Source organism: Bacillus sp. JJ783, assembly GCF_036963225.1.
GTDB classification, from domain to species: domain Bacteria; phylum Bacillota; class Bacilli; order Bacillales; family Bacillaceae_G; genus Bacillus_A; species Bacillus_A cereus_U.
This window is the reverse complement of record NZ_JBALMG010000033.1, coordinates 16,886-41,391: the sequence shown is the minus strand read 5'-3', so window position 1 is coordinate 41,391 and position 24,506 is coordinate 16,886. Positions and strand designations below refer to the sequence as shown.

Genomic DNA, 24,506 nt, shown 5'->3' with positions numbered 1-24,506 from the left:
GCAATAGCCATCACGATAGAGATTTGAATGCTTCGATAAATTTATCAAGATGGGTAAAATAATTGCTTGATAATAGGAGGTAACGATACTGTCTCGTGTGGAGTGTTATACCCCTCGTCCCTTCGGGGTTGCGAGAACACTTTGAAGCACTAACTTGTGTAAATTTGATTGAATTGTATAGATTTAGTTAAGTTTATCGTATCGGCATTTCTCACTTTCACCTCATTCTAATAGGGGAGTAATATTTCTCTTTTCTCAAGGCTTAATAAACGTACAAGAGGCTGGGTAGGGGATTTATATAAAATGGCACATAATATTGAGGGGGAAGAAACGATGGTAAGAGAACAGTTTCAATGTGATTTAAAAACGTTACAGCAAAAGGTGATTGAGCTTGGTGAGTTAGCAAGGGAAGCTTTATTGATTGCTATGGAAGGTCTTCACAACAGGGATGTAGAGAAAGCGTTAGAAGTCATTGATGGGGATTATCACATGGATAATTTAGAAGAGGAAATAAATGACCTTGCGCTTATGCTTATTACAAAGCAGCAGCCTGTAGCAAGTGATTTAAGAAGGATTTTCATTTCAATTAAAACAGCGACAGATTTAGAACGTATTGCAGACCATGCTGTTAATATTGCGAAATCAACAATTCGTCTTGGTGAAAAAGAAGTGGTCGTTAGCTTGCGGAATCTTGAGGAAATGTTTGAGATTGCTCATAAGATGTTAAATTTAGCATTAGAAGCATATGAGCAAGAAAATTTAACTTTTGCTAAACAAATTGCTGAAATGGATGATTCAGTTGATGAAATTTATGGGAAGGCGATTCGTGAATTTATTTCCTCTGTCCCTGGACAACCAGAAGCGATTACACAAATTACACAACTATCCTTTGTTGCAAGATATATTGAGCGTGTAGCAGACCATGTTACAAATATTGCTGAGAATGTATTTTATTTAGTAAAAGGAAAGCATTATTTATTGAATGAGTAGGGGAAAAAGTAGGTGATGAGAAATCACCTGCTTTTTTTAGTCAAAACATGACAAAAAAAGCTCGTTGTTTCCTTTAGTCTATGATGATAAGATGTATCATAATTAATGGAAAAATAAATACATATGTGTTAGTTACGTCTTATTAATTATTTTACTAAGTTAATAGTAAGCGCTTTCTTTTTTTATCGGGAGTTAAAAGGTACATTTATTCATAAAGTGAGGCTTTAATTGGTGGGGCTGTCGCTCACTGATTGTTAGATCATACCAAACCGGACTTTTCCTGCAGTTAATGTGGGATAAATGATATACGGAGTTCTTGAACATTATATAAGTGGAGGCTGAAGTATATGAAGGGGGTTATTTTAGCTGGAGGAAAAGGGAGACGTCTTAGACCATTAACATGTAATACTCCAAAACCGATGTTACCATTGTTAGAAAAACCAGTTCTTGAATATAATATTGAATTATTACGTCAGCATGGTATTCGTGAAATTGCAATTACAGTTCAATATATGAGTACTGCCATTAAGCAATACTTTGGTGATGGTAGTAAGTGGGGAGTTAATTTGTATTATTTTGAAGATTCTCCTCCGCTTGGAACAGCAGGGAGCATTAAGCAAGCGGAAAGTTTTTTAGATGAAACATTTGTTGTTATTAGTGGGGATGCATTAACTGACTTTCAATTATCAGAAGGAATTGCATTTCATGAACAGAAGAAGAGAATGGTAACGATGTTTGCGAAAGAAGTAGAAAACCCACTCTCATTTGGGTTAGTTGTAATGAATAAAGAACAAGAAATTATACGATATATAGAAAAACCGAGCTGGAATGAGGTAGTTTCTAATATTGTGAATACAGGTATTTATATAATGGAGCCAGAAATCTTTTCTTACATACCATCCATGGGATTTTCGGATTTCAGTCATGATGTGTTTCCGTTATTGGCGAATAAAAATGCTTTATTTGCATATTTATCAGAAGACTATTGGCTAGATATTGGTACATTTGATCAATATCGGCAAGCTCAATTCGATTTGTTGACGAAAAAATTGAAGGTGCCTATTCCATATACAGAAGTATTACCAATGGTGTGGATGGGAGAAGGTGTAACGATAGGAAAAGGAACGAAAATTCATGGTCCTTCTTTTATTGGAGAAGGAGCAATGATTGGTGCGGGGGCTGTAATTGAACCGTACTCTATTATAGGGAAAAATAGTATCGTTTCAAGTTATTCTCATCTGCAAAAAAGCATCATTTTAGCAAACGCTCATATAGGAAAAAATTGTGAGTTGTTAGAAACAACAATAGGAGATCATACAATGGTCGAAGATGATGTTACACTTTTTCAAAAAAGTATTGTAGCGGACCATTGTCATATAGGGAAAAGTACAGTAATTAAGCAAAAAGGGAAAATATGGCCATATAAGGAGATAGATAGTCATTCGATAGTAGGTTCTGCCGGTGTTAAAGAGAGTGAAAAGAGTGCAGGGTGGTTACAAAAAAGCCGGATTGTAGGAAGGGGTAATGTTGAAATTACTCCTCAATTTATTGTGAAAGTTGCAATGGCTTATGGATCTCTTTTTGCCCAAGGAGAGAGTATATTGATTGGAAGTCAGGAAAATATAGAAACAACTTCCTTTAAAAATTTATTCCTCCATGCCATTCATGGCAGCGGGATTCATACGATGGAATGTAAAGAAATGAATGAGTCGCTTTTTCAGTATGCCATTCATAATTTGCAATGTGCAGGTGGAGTTTTCGTTCAAGTGGAAAGCGAAAGAGGGATTGTTATACAATTGTATGGTAAGGAGGGCTCATTTTTAACGTATAAGCAGCAAAAAACGATAGAACAAGTATATATGTCTGAGTCGTTTTATTACGCTTGTGAGAAAGAAATGGGACGAAATAAGCTAGTTCACGTTTCTGTAAATAATTATGTAGAAGCTGTGTTAGAGCGTATTGATATTGAAACGATACAAAAACAGAAGTTTCATCTTCTTATTAATAAGAGAAATGATATGTTACAACATTTACTTATGCTCTTTCTACAAAGGCTTGGATGCACAGTTACATGGATTTATGCGAGTGAACAAAAAGATCATGTGAAAGCTCTGATGAAATCGAGTAAAGCAAATATGGCGCTTATGTTTTCTGAACATGGAAATCGCTTCGAATTATATGACACTCACAGCAATATTTACCAAGGAACTGATTTTGAAGAAGTAGATATTCCGGATTTATTACTCGAATCAGCAGATAATGTTTACCCGATGTCTTTGAAATTAGGGGAATGTTATCTCCTCTTTTATATGCGTAATGAAAAAAACTCTTTTCAAATAAGATGGAAGCGAGATATTTTATATCGAATTGGAAAATTATTTGAATTAATAGCGTTGCAAGGAAAAACATTACTTAGCATAGCAGAGCAATCACCTCCACTGTATCTACTTTATGATGAAGTTGTATGTTCATGGAAGGAAAAAGGGAAAGTAATGAGGAAATTATTGGCCGATATGGAAAGAAAAGAAGAAGGTATATTTGAAGGGATACAGTTCAAATATACAGAAAAAGAGTGGTCTTATATCGTTTCTGATACAAAACAACCAAAATTTTTGGTGTATTCACATGCTAGAAACCCAGTGATAGCAAGGGAAAACATGAAAAACCTTATAGAAAAAATTAGACAATATCAAAAGGTGTAGAATTTTTATTTTAAAAGTGGTATTATAGTATAGTCTGATTTAAGTTATTAGTGACTGGAGGGAAATAAGAATGCGTGTGAATATTACTCTAGCATGTACAGAATGCGGAGATCGTAACTATATCTCAAAGAAAAATAAACGTAACAACGCTGAGCGTATCGAGCTTAAAAAGTATTGCAAGCGTGACAAGAAGTCTACGTTACACCGTGAAACAAAGTAAGCAGTAGGAATATTTTCCTACTGTTTCTTTTTTTTATTCGATTCCTCTGTTAAAAGTGATACACTATCATCGTAGAGAAAAGTATCACTGTAAGGGGGAAAAGTGTGTGAAAGAAGAGAAAATACGTTTGCGTAAACAAATAATAGAGCACATGAATTCTTTATCAGAAGAACAGTATACAACTTTATCAGAGCAAATTGCAGTTTCGTTGTATGCGCAAAAAGAGTGGGCTGAAGCTAAAACAATTGGAATCACTCTCTCGATGGACAATGAAGTGAATACATATCCTATTATCGAAAAAGCTTGGGAAGAAGGAAAGAAAGTTGTTGTTCCGAAGTGTAATAAAGGAACACGAGCAATGTCCTTCCGGAAAATTAGTAAGTTTGATCAATTAGAAACAGTGTATATGAATTTACGTGAACCCATTCCAGCGCTTACGGATGAAGTGAATGCGGATGAAATTGATCTTCAAATCGTGCCAGGCGTAGCTTATACAGAGCGAGGAGAACGAATTGGGTATGGCGGTGGCTATTATGATCGTTATCTCGTGCATTATAAAGGGAAAACGCTATCATTAGCTTATGATTTTCAAATGGTAAAACATATTCCAGTAGAGCCATTTGATAAAAATGTAAAAAAAATTATTACAGAAAAAGGAACAATGGTTAAAAATGGGCTTGTATAGACAAATAAAAATTGACGAGACTTTTTCTTCTTGATTATAATAAAATATGTGAACGTTTTCTTATTATAATTTTTTTATAGTAAGTGAGCATAGAGGGTGATGAAATGGTATCTATTTATGATATTCAACAATTGCTAAAGAAATTTGGTACGATTATTTATACAGGTGATCGAATTGCGGATTTACAATTGATGCAAGATGAATTGCGTGAATTAAATCAATCACAGCTAATCGATCCACAAGACTATCAAACAGCTTTATTTTTATTGAAGCAAGAAATTCAAAAAGAGCTAAATAAGAATTAGATAAAGGTAGGTACGTAACATGGAAGAGAAATGGTTAGTTGGTGTTGACCTTGGTGGTACAACGATTAAATTAGCATTTATTAATGTGTACGGTGAAATTTTACATAAGTGGGAAATCCCTACGAATACAAATGAGCAAGGAAAACATATTACGCTTGATGTAGCGAAAGCGATTGATAAAAAGTTAGAAGAGTTAGGTGAATTGAAAAGCAAGTTAATTGGTATTGGTATGGGAGCTCCTGGTCCTGTACATGTGGCATCTGGAATGATTTATGAAGCAGTTAATTTAGGGTGGAAAAACTATCCATTAAAAGATTTATTAGAAGTAGAGACAGGATTACCTGTTGTTATTGATAATGATGCAAACTTAGCGGCGCTTGGTGAAATGTGGAAAGGTGCTGGCGAAGGAGCAAAAGACTTAATTTGTATGACACTTGGCACTGGTGTTGGTGGTGGTGTTATCGCCAATGGTGAGATTGTACATGGTATAAGCGGTGCTGCTGGTGAGATTGGACATATTACAGTTGTTACAGAGAATGCTTTTCCATGTAATTGCGGGAAGTCGGGTTGCTTAGAAACAGTAGCGTCTGCAACAGGTATTGTGCGTGTTGCTATGCAAAAAATACAAGAGACAGATAAAGAAAGTGTTTTACGTTCTATGTTAGCAGAAGAAGGGCTTATTACATCAAAAAATGTGTTTGAAGCGCTTGGACAAGGTGACGAACTAGCAGGTGAAGTAGTGGAAAAAGTAGCTTCTTATTTAGGATTAGCTGTAGCGAACCTTGCTAGTACGTTGAACCCAGAGAAAATCGTAATTGGTGGTGGCGTATCTAAAGCTGGAGATGCACTATTAGAGCCAATTCAACGTTATTTCGAGCAATATGCTTTCTCTCGTGCTGTAAAGAGCACAAAGTTAGCAATTGCAATACTTGGTAATGATGCAGGTGTAATTGGAGGAGCGTGGCTTGTAAAAAAGCACAAATACGAGGCGAAGATGATATAAGTTGTGAATAATGAGAAGAGGAAGGGGTCCCCTTCCTCTTTTTATGCAAGATCTTGTTGGAGAATAAAAATGTAAATGGATTAAGCTGCTGGTGGGTACCCATTATATAGAACAGTCATGATTGTAAACCATCCGAAAACAAGTACGGTTGCAATAGCGAAGCCGCCCGCGAATAAGTTTTTTTCGCGAAGTGTTCTAAGCGTAGCAAATACAGCTAACAGAGTGACTAGCGTAAAAATAATAACAAGGCCCATACAATATCCTCCTCTGTCTACTCATTCCTTAGGATGAGTTTTTAGAATATTTACTCTTTTATATTGTACATGTTTTAAAAATGATTGTCGAGATAACACCCCTTCTTTTCCTAAGAGAAAGAAATGTTGTATCATTGAAAGTAAATTAAATAACTGGAGGAGATTTTCATATGAAATGGATACAAATGCCGTTAGGCCCATTACAAACAAATGCTTATATTTTAACGAATGATCAAAATGAGTGTATTATCTTTGATCCTGGCCATGAAGGAGAGAAACTTGTTACATATTTACAAGAAGCACAGTTAAAACCACTTGCGGTTTTATTAACACATGCTCATTTCGATCATATCGGTGCTGTTGATGCGGTGAGAGACGCTTTTCATATTCCTGTATACGTACATAAAGAAGAAGCGGATTGGTTAGGTGATGCAACTGTGAATGGCTCGCAAATTTTTATGATGAACCGCAGTATTACAGCAAAACCAGCAGATCATATTATTGACGAAGAGGGTACATTAAAGATCGGTTCTTTTAGTTTTGAAATTTTTGAGACACCAGGACATTCTCCAGGAAGTATTTCTTATTATAGTAAAGAAGCGAATGCTGTATTTTCTGGAGATGTATTGTTCCAAATGAGTATTGGAAGAACGGATTTACCTGGTGGAAGTTTTGCTGAATTAATTGGAAGTATTGAAGAAAAATTATTTGTATTACCAGATGAAACAGCGGTGCTATGTGGACACGGTCCAGAAACAAGCATTGGTTTTGAAAAAGAAAATAATCCATTTTTACAATAAGGAGTCATTATGGGGATGGAGCTCATTTTAAGAGAATGGATGGGAAAAGAAAAGGATCATTCGATTTCATATAGTACGTATATGAACCTCGTATTATATGCAGAGGAACATGGGTATTATATGAAAGAACGTGAAAAAATTGGCAGACAGGGAGATTTTTTTACGAGTAGCAATGTATCTTCTGTATTTGCGAAGACTTTTGCTAAGTTTTTTATTCGGCTTGTTGAAAAGGGAGAAGTTTCTCCAAATATTTGTGAGATTGGTGGGGGAACAGGAAAGTTTGCCTATGATATTTTACAAGAATGGAAACAATTATCTCCGGAAACCTTTATCAATTTAAACTATTCAATTATTGAAGTGAGCCCTTTTCATAGAAGGCTACAACAGGAGAGGCTTTGCTTATTTGATAATGTGTCGTATTATACATCTTATATTGAAATTGGAGAGTCTTTCGAAGGAATTATTTTTTCGAATGAATTATTTGATGCGTTTCCTGTTGATATAGTTGAGAAAAGAAATGGAATTTTGTATGAAGTACGTATCACGTATACAGATGAGGGCAACCTTACAGAAGTATTTAGACCGATAGAGAAAAGAGTCGGTCGTTACTTATTGAAATATAACATTCATATTGCTGAGGGACAGCGCTTTGAAGTGCCTATTGCAATGGAAGAGTATATAGAAGAGATTGCGAAATGGTTTCAGAAAGGTATATGTATTACAGTTGATTATGGATATACAAAAGAAGAATGGATGCATCCTGCACATCATGAAGGAAGTTTAAGAGGATATTATAAGCATAAGCTAATTCGTAATCCGCTTGCATATCCAGGAGAAATGGACCTTACTACGCACGTTCATTGGGATGAGTTGAAGATGAATTTTGAGCTACAAGGAATTAATACGATATGGCATAGGAAGCAATCAGAGTTTTTGTTAGCAGCAGGAATATTAGATCAGCTTGCTAGCCATCAAGATACTAACCCTTTTTCTGAAACTCAAAAACGAAATCGAGCAGTGCGTTCTATGATTTTGAACGGAAGCTTAGGAAGTGCCTTTGATGTTGTTATGCACACGAAAGATATGAAGAATTTACTTTTGAATCAATATTTAACAATATGAAAAAAACAAGACACAGTATATTTCTGTGTCTTGTTTTTTAATACGACTTTTAATTATGTAGCATTATATATTTTCTCTCATGATATATATTTATATTAAAGATATGAGATGAAAAATATAGAATACGTTCTTTTTCTCTGCCTATAGGTCCCTAACCTAATAATACGCGAACGAGTTGAATAATTGTTTCGTTTTCTACTTTGTAGTAAATTTCCAATCCTTTTCTTTCACTAGAAACGATTTTAGCACTTTTTAACTTTGCTAAATGCTGTGAAATTGTAGATTGTGGCATGTTTAATCCTGTGTACATTGTAGAAACGTTGCTTGGGCCACGTTCAATTAATCCCTTTACAATACATAAGCGAACAGGATGAGCAAGCACTTTCAATAATTCTGCATTGCTTTCATAAAGTTCTATTTCTTTTTGAAAGGTTTCTAACATGTTCTTTTCCACCTCCGTGTGAGCTGTTATACCATACTATACATACCAAAAAATTAAAGAAAAGAAAACAGTTGTTGCAGAAAAAGAGTCCTAAAGTAAAGAAATTGTAAGAAAAGAGACCCTGATGTAAATAAAATAGATAAATTAGCACAGTTTTGTAAAATGACATTTTTGGGTGAAAATTTTGATGCGTTTTAAAAATTGAAAGATATAGATATATTCGTAACACAATTTTATCATGATTTTCTTATTCTTTCAAATGAATATACGAAATTTTTAAAATAATATGACAAAGGAATCATAATGTTATATATGGAATATATAACAGGTTAAAAGAAAAGAAGCTGATTCTGATCAGCTTCTTTATGATGATAATGAAATGATTGAATGTAGCTGATAAATCTTAGAATGATCAAGTCATTAGTCATTTATTCTAGAGTTCATCTTTTATCAACTTTAAAAATCTGTGGTTCCATATATTTTCATAAAAATCAATCGTCTCTTGTGCAGACATAAATGAATTATTCAAAGTAGAGGTTGCTTTCTGTACCATGAAGTTTTCGTATCCCAATCCATGAGAAAATTTAATCGTAGCATCTATACAGTACTCTGTTTGGGCACCACAAAATTCAATACGATGTACAGATAATTGATCTAAAATTTCTTTTAAGTTTGTTTTATAAAATGAATTTGCATGTGTTTTTCGTACAAAAAAATCTTGTTCTTGAACATCTAGATCGGTATGAATAGCCCAAAGTTCTTTTTCGGGTACTAAATCATCATCACAATGTTGAACAAAAATGATTGGTTTATTTGATTTTCTGTATGAAGAAATTCTTTTATTTACTTTTGTAAGCAAGTTTTGTAAATCAAATAAATGCTCTCCGCTATAACATACCCCATTTTGTAAATCGATAACGATTAAAATATCTGCACAAGTATCCATTATTTTTACCCCTTTTTTATTTCTTAATATATCAATTAATCCATTACTTGGAAATAGATGATATATTTTTATTTTTTAATGAACGATACAAAAAGAAAAAACATTAAAATGAATATGCTAGACAGCATAAAAAGAAGATATGAAAACTTAATTTCATATCTTCTTTTCTCTCTATGCATTTACAGGTTCTTCTACATAAGAAAGAGCATTTTCGAAATCGGATATTAAATCGTTAACATTTTCAAGACCAACCGATAACCGAAGTAATGAATTGGAAATACCTCTTTCATCACGTGCTTCCTGTGATAAGGCTGCATGTGACATTTTTGCTGGATATGAAAGAATAGATTCAACAGCTCCTAGACTAACCGCAAAAACGGGCAGTTTAACTTTTGATAAAAATTGGCGGAGTGCATCTTCGGATTGTAAGGTGAAAGATAAAACAGCCCCAGCCGATGTTGCTTGATTTTGTTGAATACTATAGCCAAGATGTGATTGTAATCCAGGGTAATAGACATTTTGAACTTTAGAGTGCTCTTGTAAAAAATGTGCGATTTTGTTGGCACCTGCAGCTGAATGTTCGAGACGTACATGCAATGTTTTAATGCCGCGAAGCACGAGAGAACAATCTTGCGGTCCTAAAATAGCCCCAAAAGCATTTTGTAGAAAGCCGAGTTTTTGAGCGAGCTCTTCATCTTTTACGACAGCTAATCCGGCGGTGACATCACTATGACCAGCAATAAATTTTGTTGCACTATGAAGAACAACATCAGCGCCAAGATCAAGTGGCTTTTGAAATAGTGGTGTCAAAAATGTATTATCAACAAAAGTAAGAGCACCAATAGATTTTGCAAGATTAGAAACAGCACGAATATCTGTCACTTTTAAAAGTGGGTTAGAAGGTGTTTCTACATAAAAGAGCTTCGTATTTGGTTTAATGTTTTCTTTTACTTCTTCCACATTGGTCATATCAACAAATGTATGTGAAACACCGTAACGGGAGAGAACTTCGGTTATAATTCGGTAAGTGCCTCCATATACGTCTTCTGAAATGAGTACGTGATCGCCTTGTGAAAGAAGGAGAAATGCAGTAGAAATGGCTGCAATTCCTGATGCAAAGGCGAATCCTTTTGTCCCACCTTCTAATAAAGCAATGATATCTTCAAGAGCTTCACGCGTTGGATTTCCTGAGCGACTATAGTCATACTTTCCGAAAGCATCTACATCAAACTGATGAAATGTTGATGTGTTATAGATGGGAACGTTAACAGCTCCTGTGTGTGGGTCATGTTTGTATTGATTATGCAGTAAAAGCGTATCTATGGAATAACTCATATTCTTACACCTTCTTTTACAAGTTTAATTGCTTGCTTTAAGTCTTGAATTAAATCATTGCTATTTTCGATGCCGACTGAAAAACGGAGAAGACGATTACATACACCGCGTGCTGTTCGAACATCTTCTGGAATATCGGCATGAGTTTGCGTTGCTGGATAAGTCATTAAACTTTCGACGCCGCCAAGGCTTTCAGCAAATGTAATTAAGGATAAAGATTGTAAGAAAGGATTAATCCAAGTTTCATCTTGAAGGCGAAATGAAATCATACCACCTCTTCCTGGATAAAATACATCTGTCACACCATCTTCATCATTTAAATAAGCAACAATTGCATGAGCGTTTTCTTCATGCTGTTTCATGCGAAGTGCTAAAGTTTTCATGCCTCGAATTAATAGCCATGAATCAAACGGGCTTAAGACGGCACCAGAGGCATTATGATAATGAGCAAGCTCCTCGCAAAGAGATTTCCCTTTCGCAACGACAAGTCCGCTTAGTACATCGTTATGTCCGCCTAAATATTTAGTTGCGCTATGAAGGACGATGTTTGCACCTTCTGTTAATGGTTGCTGTATATAAGGTGTATAGAACGTGTTATCTACAATAAGAAGTAGTCCGTGCCTTTTCGCTACACTTGCTACACTTACGATATCAGTTACTTGCATTAATGGATTAGTCGGTGTTTCTATGAAAATAGCCTTCGTTTGAGATGTGATTGCTTGCTCAATTTGTTTAATAGATTGTGTATCTACGTATCTACATCGAATATTCCACCTGTCTTCATGTTCGGAAAATAGACGATATGTTCCTCCGTATAAGTCTTCGGATACGATAAGTTCATCTCCGGAACGGAATAGTGAAAGGACAAGGAGAACAGCCGCCATTCCTGAACTACAGGCGTACCCTTGTTCACCGCTTTCTAAGTCTGCAATTGCCTGTTCTAAAAGACCACGAGTCGGATTTCCAGTTCTTGAATAGTCAAAGCCAGTAGATTTACCAATTCCTTCGTGACGATAAGCCGTTGAGAAATAAACAGGTGGATTAACAGTTCCAGTTGTAGTTTCGCTACGGTTCCCGATTTGTGCTAGTTTTGTTTCGATTGTTGACATGTGAAAATTCCTCCTTTTTAAATTGAACAATTAAGTGAAAATAAAAAAAGCCTTCTAAGAAGAAGGCTTTCAGATTGAATAGAGTCTTCTTCTCATCTGTCAAATCTTTCACAATTTGCTGGAATTAGCACCTTATTAACGAATGAATGTTAATGGTTGCTGAGGCGTCATAGGGCCAGTCCCTCTACCTCTCTAGATAAGAATGTTCGTATGAAATTTTTATTATGTTTTTAACTTTACAACAAAAGATAATTGAATTGCAACTTTATTTTAAATAATTTTTATTTTTACACAAGTGTCATTGACTTTTATTTTAGTGCATGCTAAATTTATAAAAAATTAACAAACATTGTTAAAAGGGGAACGTATTTCCTTTTAGCTACATAAATAAAATAATAAAGACAAACTCTTATTGAGAGCGGTGGAGGGAAAGGCCCTGTGAAACCCGGCAACCTTCAAACTAAATGTTTGAAACGGTGCTAAAACCTGCAAAACGTGTGTTTTGCATAATAAGAGGAGGAACAATTATGTCCCCCTCTTCAAAGTGAAGAGGGGGTTTTTATATTGATAGAAATGAGGGAGATTCGTGAAATTACTAGATTTATTATCAAAAGGAATTGTAATAGGTGATGGTGCGGTTGGAACGTTATTACATTCGCATGGTTTACAAAGTAGTTTTGAAGAATTGAATTTGTCTGATCCGGACTTAATTATATCGATCCATAAACAATATGTAGCTGCTGGAGCGGATGTTATTCAAACGAATACGTATGGTGCGAATGAAGCGAAACTCCGTATGTATGGTCTAGAAAATCAAGTTGTCCAAATTAATAAAGCGGCAGTGAATATTGCGAAAGCATCAGTAACAGAGCGGAATGCAATTTTAGGGACAATTGGAGGTATGAAACATATTGGTGCTGTTACAACGACTGATATAGAGAGAGAATTTATGTTACTTGAGCAGGCAGGTGCTTTACTAGAAGAACAGGTTGATGGATTACTATTAGAAACTTTTTATGATGAATTTGAATTATTGCATGCCGTTAAAGTATTGCGTAAACAAACGAATATTCCGATTGTTGCTCAGTTAGCGTTACATGAGGCAGGTACGACTCAAAATGGGAATGATGTCAATGAAATATTAAAACAGCTTTTGGATTACGGTGCCAATGTTGTTGGATTGAACTGTCAACTAGGGCCACTTCATATGACGGAAGCTTTCAAAATGATATCGATTCCTCAAAATGGATATTTATCAGCATATCCGAATGCAGGTCTCCCGAATTATGTGGAAGGGCGTTACGTATATGAGGGAAGTCCAGCGTATTTTGAAGAGATGACACCAAACTTTATTGAACAAGGTATTCGTTTATTAGGTGGTTGTTGTGGTACTACCCCGGAACATATTGAGGGAATGAAACGTGCTATTGCAAATGTTGCACCTGTAATAGCAAAGAAGACGATTGTAAGGCCTAAAGTGGTCCATACACATGAGAAACGTTCGAGAGCTCATGTTACTCTCGCAGAAAAGGCAAAGAAACAAACGACAGTTGTAGTGGAATTAGATCCACCGAAAACGTTAGATACGCAGCGATTTTTTGAAGGAGCAAGGGCACTGAAAAGGGCTGGAGCGGATGCTATTACTCTAGCAGATAATTCATTAGCATCTCCTCGCGTTTCGAATATGGCTATGGGTGCATTATTAACGAAGCATGATATTCCAGTATTGACGCATTTAACGTGTAGAGATCATAACGTCATTGGACTACAGTCTCACTTGCTTGGATTATCAGCATTAGGTATGGAGGAAGTGCTAGCTTTAACTGGTGATCCAGCGCGCGTTGGTGATTTTCCAGGTGCAACTTCTGTATATGATTTGTCATCTATAGAGCTAATTAAAATGATTAAAGAGATGAACGACGGTCGCTCTATTTTAGGGAAATCAATTGGTCCGGCAACAAGATTTTCTGTCGGAGGGGCATTCAATCCCCATGTAAGGCATTTAGCAGCAGCGGTAAAGCGAATGGAACGAAAAATTGATGCTGGTGCAGAATATTTCTTAACTCAGCCAATTTATGATGTTGCTTTAATAGAAGAAGTATATGAAGCGACAAAGCATTTGGAACAACCTATCTTTATTGGAATTATGCCGTTAGTAAGTAAGCGGAATGCAGATTTTCTTCATTTTGAAGTACCGGGTATTACGCTCCCTGAAGAGATAAGACAAAGAATGGATGGACATGAAACGAAAGAGGCTGCTATCGAGGAAGGAATTCGGATTTCACAAGAGTTGATTGATGCGGCAATGAAATATTTTAACGGTATTTATCTTATTACGCCGTTTTTAAAATATGAAATTACAGAACATCTCGTGAAATATGTGAGAGAAAAGCAAGAAGTGAAAGAGGGTATTAATTGATGAAACGAATAGAAGAGAGATTACAACATGAAATTTTAATATTAGATGGTGCAATGGGAACGATGATCCAGCAAGAAGACTTAACAGCGGAAGATTTTGGAGGAGAAGAATACGAAGGTTGTAATGAATATTTAGTAAAAACAAGACCGGATGTGATTTTAAATATTCATAAAGTCTACATTGAAGCTGGAGCAGATATTATTGAAACGAATACGTTTGGTGCAACAAATATTGTATTAAGTGATTATGCATTGTCTCATTTAGATGAAGAGTTAAATGAAAGGGCAGCGCTTTTGGCGAAGCAAGCAGTCAAAGAAAGTGGGAAAGAAGTATATGTTGCGGGAGCGATGGGACCAACGACGAAAGCGATTAGTGTTACAGGTGGTGTAACTTTTGAAGAGTTAATCGAAGCCTATACAAGGCAAGCAAGAGGACTATTAAGAGGAGAAGTTGATGTATTGCTCGTTGAGACGAGTCAAGATATGCGTAATGTGAAAGCTGCGTACCTTGGAATTCAATCGGCGTTTGAAGAACTAAACAAAATAGTACCTATTATGATTTCTGGAACAATTGAACCGATGGGAACGACTTTAGCGGGTCAAACGATCGAAGCCTTTTATTTATCGGTAGAGCATATGAAGCCATTATCGGTTGGGTTAAACTGTGCTACTGGTCCAGAATTTATGAGGGAACATATGCGTTCTCTATCTGATTTATCGGAGTGTTATATTTCTTGTTATCCAAACGCTGGTCTTCCTGATGAAGATGGGCATTATCACGAATCTCCGGCGTCACTTGCTGAAAAAGTAAAACGTTTTGCTGAAGAAGGGTGGATTAATATTATTGGTGGTTGTTGTGGCACAACACCAGAACATATAAGTGCAATGAAATTGGCGCTTGCCTCGATTAATCCTCGTGAGCATCATGAAAGGGTTGGACATGGAATTAGTGGGCTAGAAGCGTTGCAATACGATGATTCTATGAGGCCTTTATTTGTTGGAGAAAGGACGAACGTAATTGGATCGCGTAAGTTTAAAAGATTAGTAGCAGAAGGGAAATTTGAAGAGGCTGCTGAAGTGGCAAGAGCGCAAGTGAAGAAAAATGCTCATATTATTGATATTTGTATGGCAGACCCTGATCGTGATGAAATAGAAGATATGGAAAGATTCTTGGCAGAAGTTACGAAAGTGTTAAAAGTACCAATTATGATTGATTCAACAGATGAAAATGTTATGGCGAAAGCTCTTACTTATATTCAAGGAAAAGGTGTTATCAATTCTATTAATTTAGAGGATGGAGAAGAACGTTTTGAAAAAGTGACACCCCTTCTTCGGAAATACGGTGCTGCGATAGTTGTAGGGACAATTGATGAAGATGGTATGGCAGTTAGTGCAGAAAGAAAGATAGAGATTGCTAAAAGAAGCTATGAATTACTAACGAAGAAGTATGGTATACGCCCATCTGATATTATTTTTGATGCGCTTGTGTTTCCTGTAGGAACAGGTGATGAAGAATATATAGGTTCAGCGGCAGCGACTATAGAAGGAATTCGTCTTATTAAAGAAGCGTTACCAGAATGTTTAACGATTCTAGGTGTGAGTAACATATCTTTTGGTTTACCACCAGCAGGACGTGAAGTATTGAACTCTGTCTTTCTATACCATGCAACGAAAGCAGGATTAGATTATGCGATTGTTAATACGGAAAAATTAGAGCGCTATGCGTCAATTCCAGAGGAAGAAAAACGTCTTGCGGATGCATTATTATTTGAAACGACGAAAGAGACGTTAGAAAAATTTACAAACTTTTATCGTGTTGCCAAAAAGAAAGATGTCGTTATACAAGAAACGCTAACACTTGATGAACGACTGGCAAACTATATTGTAGAAGGTACGAAGCAAGGACTACAAGAAGATCTAAGTCTCGCGCTTACAGAAGGACGAAAACCTTTGGATATTATTAACGGACCGCTTATGACAGGAATGGATGAGGTGGGGCGATTATTTAATGGTAATGAGCTTATCGTTGCTGAAGTATTGCAAAGTGCTGAAAGTATGAAAGCTGCCGTAAGTTATTTAGAGCCACATATGGAATCTAGTGATAGTGCAAAAAAAGGGAAAGTATTATTAGCGACTGTAAAAGGTGACGTACATGATATTGGGAAAAACCTCGTTGAAATTATTTTATCAAATAACGGATATGAAATTATTAATTTAGGAATTAATGTTCGTTCGGATCGAATTGTTCAAGAAGTACAAGAAAAGAAACCTGATATTATTGGTCTTTCTGGTTTGTTAGTAAAATCCGCACAACAAATGGTAACGACTGCTGAAGATTTAAAAGCAGCCAATATTGATATTCCAATTGTTGTCGGTGGTGCAGCGTTAACGAGAAAGTTTACAGATAATCGTATTTCGCCATCATATAAAGGGCTCGTATGTTATGCAAGTGATGCGATGACAGGTCTTGATATTATTAACAAATTACAAAAAGAAGAAGAACGTGAAAAGATGAAGCAAGATAAAAAGGAACGCCATCTTCATATTGTGAAACAAGAGGAGAAAAAAATAGAAATTCCCGCAGTTATTGAGCCGTTGCCAAAAGCAACTGTTATAGTGCCAGATTCGACGAAACGAGTTGTATTAAGGGATATTCCTGCCCTTCATCTTGCACCATTTTTAAATAGACAAATGTTAATTGGACACCATCTTGGGTTAAAAGGAAACGTAAAAAAACTCCTGCAAGAAGGGGATAAAAGAGCACATGAGCTAAATGATTTAATTGATGAATTATTACAAGAAGGACAATCTTGGTTACGCCCAAAAGCGGTGTATCAATTTTTTCCGGCGCAAAGTGATGGACAAAATATAATTATATACGATCCGGAAGATCACACACGTATTATAGAGCGATTTGAATTTCCGAGACAAGGGAAAGCACCATACCGTACTTTAGGAGATTATATACGCCCGATTGGAGATGAGATGGATTATGTCGCTTTCTTATCTGTTACCGTTGGAGAAGGGGTTCGAGATATTGCGGAGGAATGGAAGGCGAAGGGAGATTATTTACGCAGCCATGCAATTCAATCGTTAGCACTTGAATTAGCAGAAGGACTTGCTGAAAAAACACATATGCTCATTCGTGATCGTTGGGGAATTCCAGATTCACCTGAACTGACGATGGAAGAGAGATTCCGTACAAAATATAGAGGAATACGCGTATCATTTGGTTATCCAGCATGCCCAGAACTTGCTGATCAAGAAAAATTATTTCGCTTAATTCATCCAGAAGAAATTGGTATTTCATTAACAGAAGGATTTATGATGGAGCCAGAAGCGTCTGTAACGGCTATGGTATTTTCTCACCCTGAGGCAAGGTATTTTAGTGTACTATAGTGTAGAAGGGGGAGACGTATGAAAAAAATAGTTTTTACAGGTGGCGGTTCGGCAGGGCATGTAACGCCTAATTTAGCAATTATTCCACATTTACAGAAAGAAAACTGGGACATTTCTTACATCGGTTCTCATCAAGGGATCGAGAAAACGATTATAGAAAATGAAGGGATTCCATACTATAGTATTGCAAGCGGGAAGCTACGTCGTTATTTTGATTTGAAAAATATAAAAGATCCTTTTCTCGTGATGAAAGGTGTTATGGATGCGTATGTAACAATTCGTAAACTAAAACCGGATGTTATTTTTTCAAAAGGTGGTTTCGTATCCGTACCAGTCGTAATTGGAGGATGGCTAAATAGGGTGCCAGTTTTATTACATGAATCTGATATGACACCTGGACTAGCAAATAAAATTGCGCTCCGTTTTGCCTCGAAAATATTTGTTACATTTGAAGAAGCAGCGAAACATTTACCGAAAGAAAAAGTAATATATACAGGATCGCCTGTACGTGAAGACGTACTAAGAGGAAATCTTGAAAAAGGTTTAAAGTTTCTAGGGTTTTCCCGTAAGAAATCAGTTATTACTGTTATGGGGGGAAGTTTAGGAGCAAAGAAAATTAATGAAACGGTTCGATCGGCACTTCCAGATCTTCTGAAAAATTATCAAATTGTGCACCTTTGCGGAAAAGGAAATCTTGATGAATCCTTACAAAATACGGAAGGATATAGACAATTTGAATATGTACATGGAGAGTTGCCGGATATATTAGCAGCAACAGATTTTGTTATTTCACGTGCGGGATCCAATGCGATTTTTGAATTTTTAACAATGCAAAAGCCGATGGTTTTAATTCCGTTATCGAAATTTGCAAGCCGCGGAGATCAAATTTTAAATGCTGAATCATTTGAAAGACAAGGGTATGCATCGGTATTATACGAAGAGGATGTAACGGTGAACTCGCTTATAAAGCATATAGAAGAGCTATCTCATAATAATGAGACGTATAAAACAGCATTAAAAAAATATAATGGAAAAGAAGCGATTAAAACTATCATTCAACATATTTCAGAGGCATGATTAAACAATCATGTCTTTTTTAGTAGGATGAAAGATTCCAAGAATTGATATTTTTATGTTACAATAAAGTGAAACTTTAATCAGTGGGGGCGCATCCCCCACTGATTATTAGCCTTCACCAATCGGGCTTTTACGGGCAGTTAATCCCACATCTAACTTCTTTGCTTTTGCTGAATTTTGAGGTGGGGGTCTTACTGCCCTCAAATAGCGGGATAACAAATGGTTAATAGGGAAATTCCAATTGATTAAGCGTGAAAATACGAATGGATTAGGAGTGACTGTGTTGGAGCTAAGTCTCTATGAAAATACTGCACTTATTATATGCTTTGTGTTGTACGTTGGTAGTGTTATTGTTTATATTTCACGGAAATTTTCACAAGAACGAGAGCTTGAAAAATCAGAAATAACAGCTGAACTAGAAATGTTAGCTGATGAAAGTTATAAAAAACAAAAAATAAAAGAAGATCATGAGGCACCCCATCATTGAAACGCAAATAAGTTCTAAAGATGGGGATTTTTTTTGAAAAAATCCCATTAACGCTAAAAAAGGAGTTTCCCCGTACATATTTAAGGAGTGGATATAAATGAAATTTTATATTGCTTCAGGATTTCAAAATAAACATCTTGTTCGTTTCGTATCAAGCCAGTTGAAAGAAGTGGGATGGCAGCATACATATGATTGGACGAAAAATGAAAGAGCAACCAATAGAGAACAATTGCAAAAGATTGGTGAAGAAGAACAAGAAGCGATTCGAGAGGCTGATGTCTTCTTACTCATACTAAATGGTGGAAATGGAAGTCATACAGAATTAGGGATGGCAATTGCTTTAGAAAAGAAAATTTATATATATCACAAGGGCAATGAGTTGCAAACTACATTCTACCATTTAAGAGAAGTTGATATTTTCGAAGGAGAAATTGAGGGGCTTGTCTCATATATATTGAATAAAGTGGAATGTTAGACGTGGGAATGTAGCGAGAAATATTTCTTGCAAAAAAAGAGTGAAGGTTACCATTAGGCTATTTTGGGCAAAGTTATTATAAGTAAAGCATATAAAGGAGTTATAAATATGAAATTAGAAAATGGATGGGAAACAAGTTTTTTAGAAGTTGTACAAAACAGTGAATTTAAGAAAGATGCAATTCGTAGTCAATTACTTTTTGCAGATAGTGAAGAAGTAGAAGAGCTTGTTGATGATTACGGTTATGAAGAGATTGTTGAACGCGAACATGATGATGAGTTAGCAGGAATTTTAGGAGAAGAACTTTTTAGTGAGATGGAGCGAAACGTATTCTTAGCTTCACAGCCAGAAGAAAAACTTATTTCATTCGTAAATGGATTAGGTTTTCATGTGTTAGATTGGATTGTGCTTCTTGAAACAGAATTTGGCATTGATAGCGCAAATTTCACATCGGATGCGGTGAAAATGTTAGAAAAGCGTTTTAGACAGTTTCCGTATATAGAAGAGAAGACAATTTTTGATATGAAGCTTGAAGAAACAATGGATGTATTAGAGTCTGTAACAGGTTTGCATTTAAAAGAAAAGATGGGTGTGTAAAAAAAAGAACGTGATAGCTTCACGTTCTTTTTTTTTACATAATAATAATTTTATCATCTAGCTTTGTTTGTCCAGTAAGAAGTGCGTTTAAATACTCTACTTTTCGTATGCAAGCTTGTATATGTCTTTCAACCTCTTGTAACTCTGCTTGGTGATGCGTTTCAATTGGATGAATTTGTACGTTGAATTTTTCGAATTGACTACTATATGTTATTTCTGCATAGCCGCTCATAATATCGGTTTCGTTATGAAATAAAAATTGCTTCGTTTCTTCACAGAATGATACATCCTGAAAGCCATATACTTTTAATGCTTCAATTACTTTTTTAATCATGTTTGTATTCATTTTTTAACCCTCTTTACGAAGTTCTACTTTTATATTATAACATAAAAAATTACGTAGAAAGCGCTTCCAAGTGTATTTTATTATAAACTTTACGTTTCAATCATAAAAATGAAACAAAGAAAAAATAATTGTAAAGAAGGAAGGACTCTTTTATTGTTTCGTCATATATATAGAGAAATAGTGCAATGAAAGGAAATTTTCCGAGGTGGAGATTGTATTTCCAATTTGAGCGCAGTAAAAGAGGTGAGAATCTTGAACTTTGATATTGTAGGACAAAAAGCATATATAAAAGATGGGCCGCATCGGAACCGAATTGGAACTGTAAAGAAAAATGAAAAACAATTAGAAACCCACTTTGCTATTGTAATTGGGGAACAAAGTATTGCTGTAGAGCTAAAGGATATCGTGTTAGTTGGAGTAGATGTAGGACAATTTCATAAATGGTGCGATCAAAATGGTTATTTGTAAAAGGACGGGCTGTGAGATAATGAAATATATTTGAGAAAAGAGAATATGTTATTGTATTCTCTTTTTCTATGTTTAAGGAGGCGGAAATGAAGTATAAAGAACAAGAATTTACATTGGAGCTGAAAGAGAAAATTCAATGTATGGAAAAGGAATTAGAGCGAATATCATTTAAACTTTTTAAAGAGTATTCACATTTATACATAGAAAAAAACATGAAATTATGTATGGAATTTGCAAGAGATAAGCAGAATCCCTTTGAAACAGGCTATTATTCATCAGTTTCTATAGCGGTATTAGATGAAGAAGAGGAGATGATTGAATTTTACATCATTCCAATTTGGAAATGCGAAAATGTTTTTTTAGGAATGTCAATTCAATCGAGAATTTTGGGGAGTAAGAAAATAGGGGAACTTGTTGATGAATCTTACTATGAGATTGAAGAGGAGTTAAAAGAGCAACTAGAAGAATACTTGGAGTGATAACTTTCAAGATAAGATGTATAGAGATGGAACATAATAAAAAGGACGCTAACAGTATATACTGTTAGCGTCCTTTTTCATTATGAAGCAATCTCACCAGTTTTTACATCATCTTGATTGTACGTATCCTGATCTAATTCACCAAGCCATTTACTAGAAATAAGACCTGCTGTCATAGAACCACTTACGTTAAGAGCAGTACGACCCATATCGATTAATGGTTCAACCGAGATAACAAGAGCGACAATGCCGATTGGTAAGTTCATTGTAGATAGTACGATTAAAGCTGCGAATGTTGCGCCGCCACCAACGCCGGCAACACCGAATGAGCTAATAGCAACGACAGCGATTAAAGTTAAAATAAATTGTGGTTGTAATGGATCAATTCCTACAGTTGGAGCGACCATCATAGCAAGCATTGCTGGATAAATACCTGCGCAACCGTTTTGACCGATAGATACCCCAAAGGATGCAGCGAAGTTAGCGATTCCTTCAGAAATACCAAGTTTTTCTTTTTGTGCTTCAATATTTAATGGCATCGCACCAGCACTAGAGCGAGATGTGAATGCAAATGTTAATACAGGGAACACTTTTTTCAAATATTGAATTGGATTTAAACCAGATAGTGCGATTAATAATAAGTGAATAACGAACATTACGATAAGTGCTACGTAAGATGCTAACACGAAGTTACCAAGTTTTAAAATAGCGTTAATATCGCTACCAGCAACTGTCTTTGCCATAAGAGCTAATACGCCGTATGGAGTAAGACGTAAAATTAATGTTACCATACGCATTACGATTGCATACACAGCATCAAGCATCTTCTTAAATAGCTCCGCTTGTTCTGGGTATTTTCGTTTTACACCTATAAAGGCAATACCGATAAAGGCTGCAAATATTACAACAGAAATTGTTGATGTTGGACGAGCACCTGTTAAATCAAGAAACGGATTTGTAGGCAACAGTTCTAATAATTTGTCTGGAATTGTTGTCTTTTCAATAGAAGTAAATCTTTCTTCTACTAATTTCAGACGAGCAGATTCTGCATCACCTTGTTGTAATCCTGTTGCTGATACATCAAATCCTGCGCTTGCAGCTATACCGACAGCTGCGGCAATTCCTGTAGTAAGAATTAAAATTCCGATAATAAGACCACTGATTTTACCAAGGTTTTTCGTTAATTGTAATTTTGTAAATGCTGAAATAATAGATACTAAAATAAGTGGCATAACAATCATTTGAAGTAATTTCACATAACCGTTACCAATTAAACCGAACCAGGTATTTGATTCGATAATTACTTTAGAAGTAGGTTCATAAATAAATTGTAATATAAGACCAAAGATAATTCCGACTCCTAAAGCAGTAAATACACGTTTATTAAAAGATACATGCTTACGTTGCATATAATACAATACGCCAACTAAAATGAGCATGACTGTGATGTTAATCCCGACAAGCAGTGTATTCATGTTAATTCCCCCTAATTCCAATGTGTTATATAGAATATAAGGTAATAAAACCTATAAGTCAACTAGGGAATTGCGGAATTAAAAAAAAGATGGCAAATTGCCATCTTTTAATGTCCAGCTCCAGGGACAAGTAAAAATGTTGTGTACCATGTAAATCCGATGAAGAAAACGGTTAAATATGCCCCGAATACGTATATATACATACGCTCTGTTAATTTTAAATAACTTAAAAGTACGAAGAATCCTGTTTGTCCTAAAAATAATAGTGCGGCCGAATGCATATCCCCTACGTAAAACATAACCGAGAAAATTCCAGTCCAAAAGCCGAGAACGCGAAACATGCGCTCCATGCCATCTCCCTCCTTTTCTAAAAAAAGTAAAACCTCTCTTCATTATAGTTTATTTTTCTAACTATTGTAAATATTCATTCATATAAAAGAAAGAAGCCAATTATAGTATTGACTTCTTCTTAGTTGAAAAACTAAATTTGAACTTTATAGTTACAAGATTTGCATCCATCTAGTAGACTATCGTTTCGTGTTAATTCCACGTCCGGGAATAGGACTTCAAAAATCCCCTTCATCATATCTCCGTGCATATTACAAATTTCAGTCGGATGATGCGTAGCAACTTCTTTAAATGGGCAATTGTGTACATCATAGAAAATTTTTGTGCCATCTGTACTTAATTCAAAAGCAGGGGATAAACCAGCTGTTGAGAATGCTTCTTTTGCGATTAGCATTTTTTGTTCTATCGTCAATGCTTCTGCACTTACATTTAAGCGATGCATATGTTGTTGCATTAATTCTTTGCCGAATTGTTTCCCTGTTTCATATAGCGCTTTTTCACCCGCGCTACCTAAGCTTAGCAGTGAATTAAATGCTATCTGTGCTAATAATTGATAATCGCGAAATGGGAATTGTAACTGGATGACATCTTGAGACAAGACGTATAGTCTGCTTGGTCTGCCGCCTTTCCCAGTTTTTTTTGTTTCTGATTTGAGCATATTAACATCTTCTAATTTAGATAAATGTAAACGCGCTACGTTTGGATGAATGTCAAACTCATCTGCAATTTCTTGTACAGTTACGTAATTATGTTTTTGCGAAATATATTTATAAATATAATAACGAGTAGGGTCAGATAATACACCTGTAATTTTTAAAGCTTGTTCCATTAGGATCTCCACCTTTATCACTTTATCCAAGATATTAACATTATAATACAGATAAACTTCCATATAGGTAATTTCAGACAATAATTCGGAAATTGTTCATAATTTCACAAACATATTTTTCCTTTTTCTCTTAGTGAAAATACAAAATTTCTAATTTTTCTTGTGCATTTTTTCATGATATATACATAGTGAGGA

Annotated in this window: 25 protein-coding genes and 2 riboswitches; of the genes, 16 read left to right on the top strand and 9 right to left on the bottom strand. The window is 35.5% G+C overall.

The genetic code is table 11. The annotated features are described in order from the left end of the window. Positions 1 to 333 precede the first annotated feature (333 nt). From phoU to glcK, 6 genes are all read left to right on the top strand, one after another. Entirely contained in the window at positions 334 to 990 is a 657-nt protein-coding gene (gene phoU, locus V7038_RS06960; RefSeq protein WP_033714116.1) for a phosphate signaling complex protein PhoU, read from the top strand. A gap of 347 nt (positions 991 to 1,337) precedes the next feature. Then, complete coding sequence (locus tag V7038_RS06955; protein WP_002111854.1) at positions 1,338 to 3,692, top strand: sugar phosphate nucleotidyltransferase; 2,355 nt, start codon at positions 1,338 to 1,340, stop codon at positions 3,690 to 3,692. A 70-nt stretch (positions 3,693 to 3,762) separates the two neighbouring features. Continuing rightward, positions 3,763 to 3,912, top strand: coding sequence for a 50S ribosomal protein L33 (gene rpmG / locus V7038_RS06950; protein ID WP_001265616.1), 150 nt, complete (start codon positions 3,763 to 3,765; stop codon positions 3,910 to 3,912). A 106-nt stretch (positions 3,913 to 4,018) separates the two neighbouring features. Beyond that, positions 4,019 to 4,597 carry a 5-formyltetrahydrofolate cyclo-ligase gene (locus tag V7038_RS06945; RefSeq protein WP_002199344.1) on the top strand — a complete coding sequence of 193 codons (579 nt, stop codon included), beginning with the start codon at positions 4,019 to 4,021 and terminating at the stop codon, positions 4,595 to 4,597. 104 nt (positions 4,598 to 4,701) lie between these two features. Further along, entirely contained in the window at positions 4,702 to 4,902 is a 201-nt protein-coding gene (locus V7038_RS06940) for a YqgQ family protein (protein ID WP_000253699.1), read from the top strand. Between the two features lie 19 nt (positions 4,903 to 4,921). Further along, the gene (gene glcK / locus V7038_RS06935; protein ID WP_002111851.1) at positions 4,922 to 5,905 is read left to right on the top strand and encodes a glucokinase; all 984 of its coding nucleotides are present in this window, start codon (positions 4,922 to 4,924) and stop codon (positions 5,903 to 5,905) included. A gap of 80 nt (positions 5,906 to 5,985) precedes the next feature. Here the strand turns inward: glcK and V7038_RS06930 are convergent, their stop codons facing one another. Further along, positions 5,986 to 6,159, bottom strand: a complete 174-nt coding sequence (locus V7038_RS06930) for a DUF2759 domain-containing protein (protein WP_002111850.1) — start codon at positions 6,157 to 6,159, stop codon at positions 5,986 to 5,988. Positions 6,160 to 6,329: 170 nt separating this feature from the next. Here V7038_RS06930 and V7038_RS06925 point away from each other — a divergent pair, with 170 nt between their 5' ends. Together V7038_RS06925 and V7038_RS06920 are read left to right on the top strand one after the other, a co-directional pair. Beyond that, positions 6,330 to 6,959, top strand: a complete 630-nt coding sequence (locus tag V7038_RS06925; RefSeq protein ID WP_335469645.1) for an MBL fold metallo-hydrolase — start codon at positions 6,330 to 6,332, stop codon at positions 6,957 to 6,959. A 9-nt stretch (positions 6,960 to 6,968) separates the two neighbouring features. Next, positions 6,969 to 8,081, top strand: coding sequence for a class I SAM-dependent methyltransferase (locus V7038_RS06920; protein WP_335469641.1), 1,113 nt, complete (start codon positions 6,969 to 6,971; stop codon positions 8,079 to 8,081). Between the two features lie 151 nt (positions 8,082 to 8,232). Here the strand turns inward: V7038_RS06920 and V7038_RS06915 are convergent, their stop codons facing one another. The 4 genes from V7038_RS06915 to metI form a co-directional block, all read right to left on the bottom strand. Next, positions 8,233 to 8,523 carry an ArsR/SmtB family transcription factor gene (locus V7038_RS06915; protein ID WP_000894375.1) on the bottom strand — a complete coding sequence of 97 codons (291 nt, stop codon included), beginning with the start codon at positions 8,521 to 8,523 and terminating at the stop codon, positions 8,233 to 8,235. A 433-nt stretch (positions 8,524 to 8,956) separates the two neighbouring features. Then, positions 8,957 to 9,469: a cysteine hydrolase family protein gene (locus V7038_RS06910; RefSeq protein ID WP_335469639.1), complete on the bottom strand. Its 513-nt coding sequence runs from the start codon at positions 9,467 to 9,469 to the stop codon at positions 8,957 to 8,959. 171 nt (positions 9,470 to 9,640) lie between these two features. Further along, positions 9,641 to 10,804: a cystathionine beta-lyase gene (gene metC, locus V7038_RS06905; RefSeq protein ID WP_335469637.1), complete on the bottom strand. Its 1,164-nt coding sequence runs from the start codon at positions 10,802 to 10,804 to the stop codon at positions 9,641 to 9,643. Continuing rightward, the gene (gene metI / locus V7038_RS06900; protein ID WP_002111846.1) at positions 10,801 to 11,913 is read right to left on the bottom strand and encodes a cystathionine gamma-synthase/O-acetylhomoserine thiolyase; all 1,113 of its coding nucleotides are present in this window, start codon (positions 11,911 to 11,913) and stop codon (positions 10,801 to 10,803) included. Before metI ends, metC begins: the two co-directional genes overlap by 4 nt. A gap of 89 nt (positions 11,914 to 12,002) precedes the next feature. Continuing rightward, a riboswitch (SAM riboswitch) is annotated at positions 12,003 to 12,116 on the bottom strand. 203 nt (positions 12,117 to 12,319) lie between these two features. After that, a riboswitch (SAM riboswitch) is annotated at positions 12,320 to 12,429 on the top strand. 70 nt (positions 12,430 to 12,499) lie between these two features. Between metI and V7038_RS06895 the strand changes: the two genes are divergently transcribed. The 6 genes from V7038_RS06895 to V7038_RS06870 all read left to right on the top strand — a co-directional run bounded on the left by V7038_RS06895 (position 12,500) and on the right by V7038_RS06870 (position 20,366). Next, positions 12,500 to 14,332 (top strand): bifunctional homocysteine S-methyltransferase/methylenetetrahydrofolate reductase, encoded by a 1,833-nt coding sequence (locus V7038_RS06895; RefSeq protein ID WP_335469635.1) that lies wholly within the window; start codon positions 12,500 to 12,502, stop codon positions 14,330 to 14,332. Continuing rightward, positions 14,332 to 17,730 carry a methionine synthase gene (gene metH / locus V7038_RS06890; protein WP_002111844.1) on the top strand — a complete coding sequence of 1,133 codons (3,399 nt, stop codon included), beginning with the start codon at positions 14,332 to 14,334 and terminating at the stop codon, positions 17,728 to 17,730. The genes V7038_RS06895 and metH overlap by 1 nt, the downstream gene beginning before the upstream one ends. Positions 17,731 to 17,748: 18 nt before the next feature. After that, on the top strand, positions 17,749 to 18,807 hold the full coding sequence (locus V7038_RS06885; RefSeq protein WP_002111843.1) for an undecaprenyldiphospho-muramoylpentapeptide beta-N-acetylglucosaminyltransferase: 1,059 nt from the start codon (positions 17,749 to 17,751) through the stop codon (positions 18,805 to 18,807). Between the two features lie 244 nt (positions 18,808 to 19,051). Further along, complete coding sequence (locus tag V7038_RS06880) at positions 19,052 to 19,294, top strand: DUF3966 domain-containing protein (RefSeq protein ID WP_085960924.1); 243 nt, start codon at positions 19,052 to 19,054, stop codon at positions 19,292 to 19,294. Positions 19,295 to 19,391: 97 nt separating this feature from the next. Further along, positions 19,392 to 19,769, top strand: coding sequence for a nucleoside 2-deoxyribosyltransferase (locus V7038_RS06875; protein WP_002111842.1), 378 nt, complete (start codon positions 19,392 to 19,394; stop codon positions 19,767 to 19,769). Positions 19,770 to 19,877: 108 nt separating this feature from the next. Beyond that, positions 19,878 to 20,366: a hypothetical protein gene (locus V7038_RS06870; RefSeq protein WP_002111841.1), complete on the top strand. Its 489-nt coding sequence runs from the start codon at positions 19,878 to 19,880 to the stop codon at positions 20,364 to 20,366. 34 nt (positions 20,367 to 20,400) lie between these two features. On the opposite strand, the gene V7038_RS06865 is transcribed toward V7038_RS06870, so the two are convergent. Next, entirely contained in the window at positions 20,401 to 20,712 is a 312-nt protein-coding gene (locus tag V7038_RS06865; RefSeq protein ID WP_002111840.1) for a hypothetical protein, read from the bottom strand. Between the two features lie 252 nt (positions 20,713 to 20,964). On the opposite strand from V7038_RS06865, the gene V7038_RS06860 reads away from it, so the two are divergent. Together V7038_RS06860 and V7038_RS06855 are read left to right on the top strand one after the other, a co-directional pair. Next, positions 20,965 to 21,180: a DUF3912 family protein gene (locus tag V7038_RS06860; RefSeq protein ID WP_335469630.1), complete on the top strand. Its 216-nt coding sequence runs from the start codon at positions 20,965 to 20,967 to the stop codon at positions 21,178 to 21,180. 86 nt (positions 21,181 to 21,266) lie between these two features. Continuing rightward, a complete protein-coding gene (locus tag V7038_RS06855; RefSeq protein WP_335469628.1) occupies positions 21,267 to 21,659 on the top strand; it encodes a hypothetical protein in 393 nt (130 codons plus the stop codon). 80 nt (positions 21,660 to 21,739) lie between these two features. Here V7038_RS06855 and V7038_RS06850 read toward each other — a convergent pair whose 3' ends face one another. From V7038_RS06850 to V7038_RS06840, 3 genes are all read right to left on the bottom strand, one after another. Then, positions 21,740 to 23,134 (bottom strand): L-cystine transporter, encoded by a 1,395-nt coding sequence (locus V7038_RS06850; protein WP_070128987.1) that lies wholly within the window; start codon positions 23,132 to 23,134, stop codon positions 21,740 to 21,742. Between the two features lie 107 nt (positions 23,135 to 23,241). Next, complete coding sequence (locus V7038_RS06845; protein WP_002088627.1) at positions 23,242 to 23,484, bottom strand: DUF2626 domain-containing protein; 243 nt, start codon at positions 23,482 to 23,484, stop codon at positions 23,242 to 23,244. Between the two features lie 131 nt (positions 23,485 to 23,615). After that, the gene (locus V7038_RS06840) at positions 23,616 to 24,311 is read right to left on the bottom strand and encodes a helix-turn-helix transcriptional regulator (RefSeq protein ID WP_002111830.1); all 696 of its coding nucleotides are present in this window, start codon (positions 24,309 to 24,311) and stop codon (positions 23,616 to 23,618) included. Positions 24,312 to 24,506: the final 195 nt, after the last annotated feature.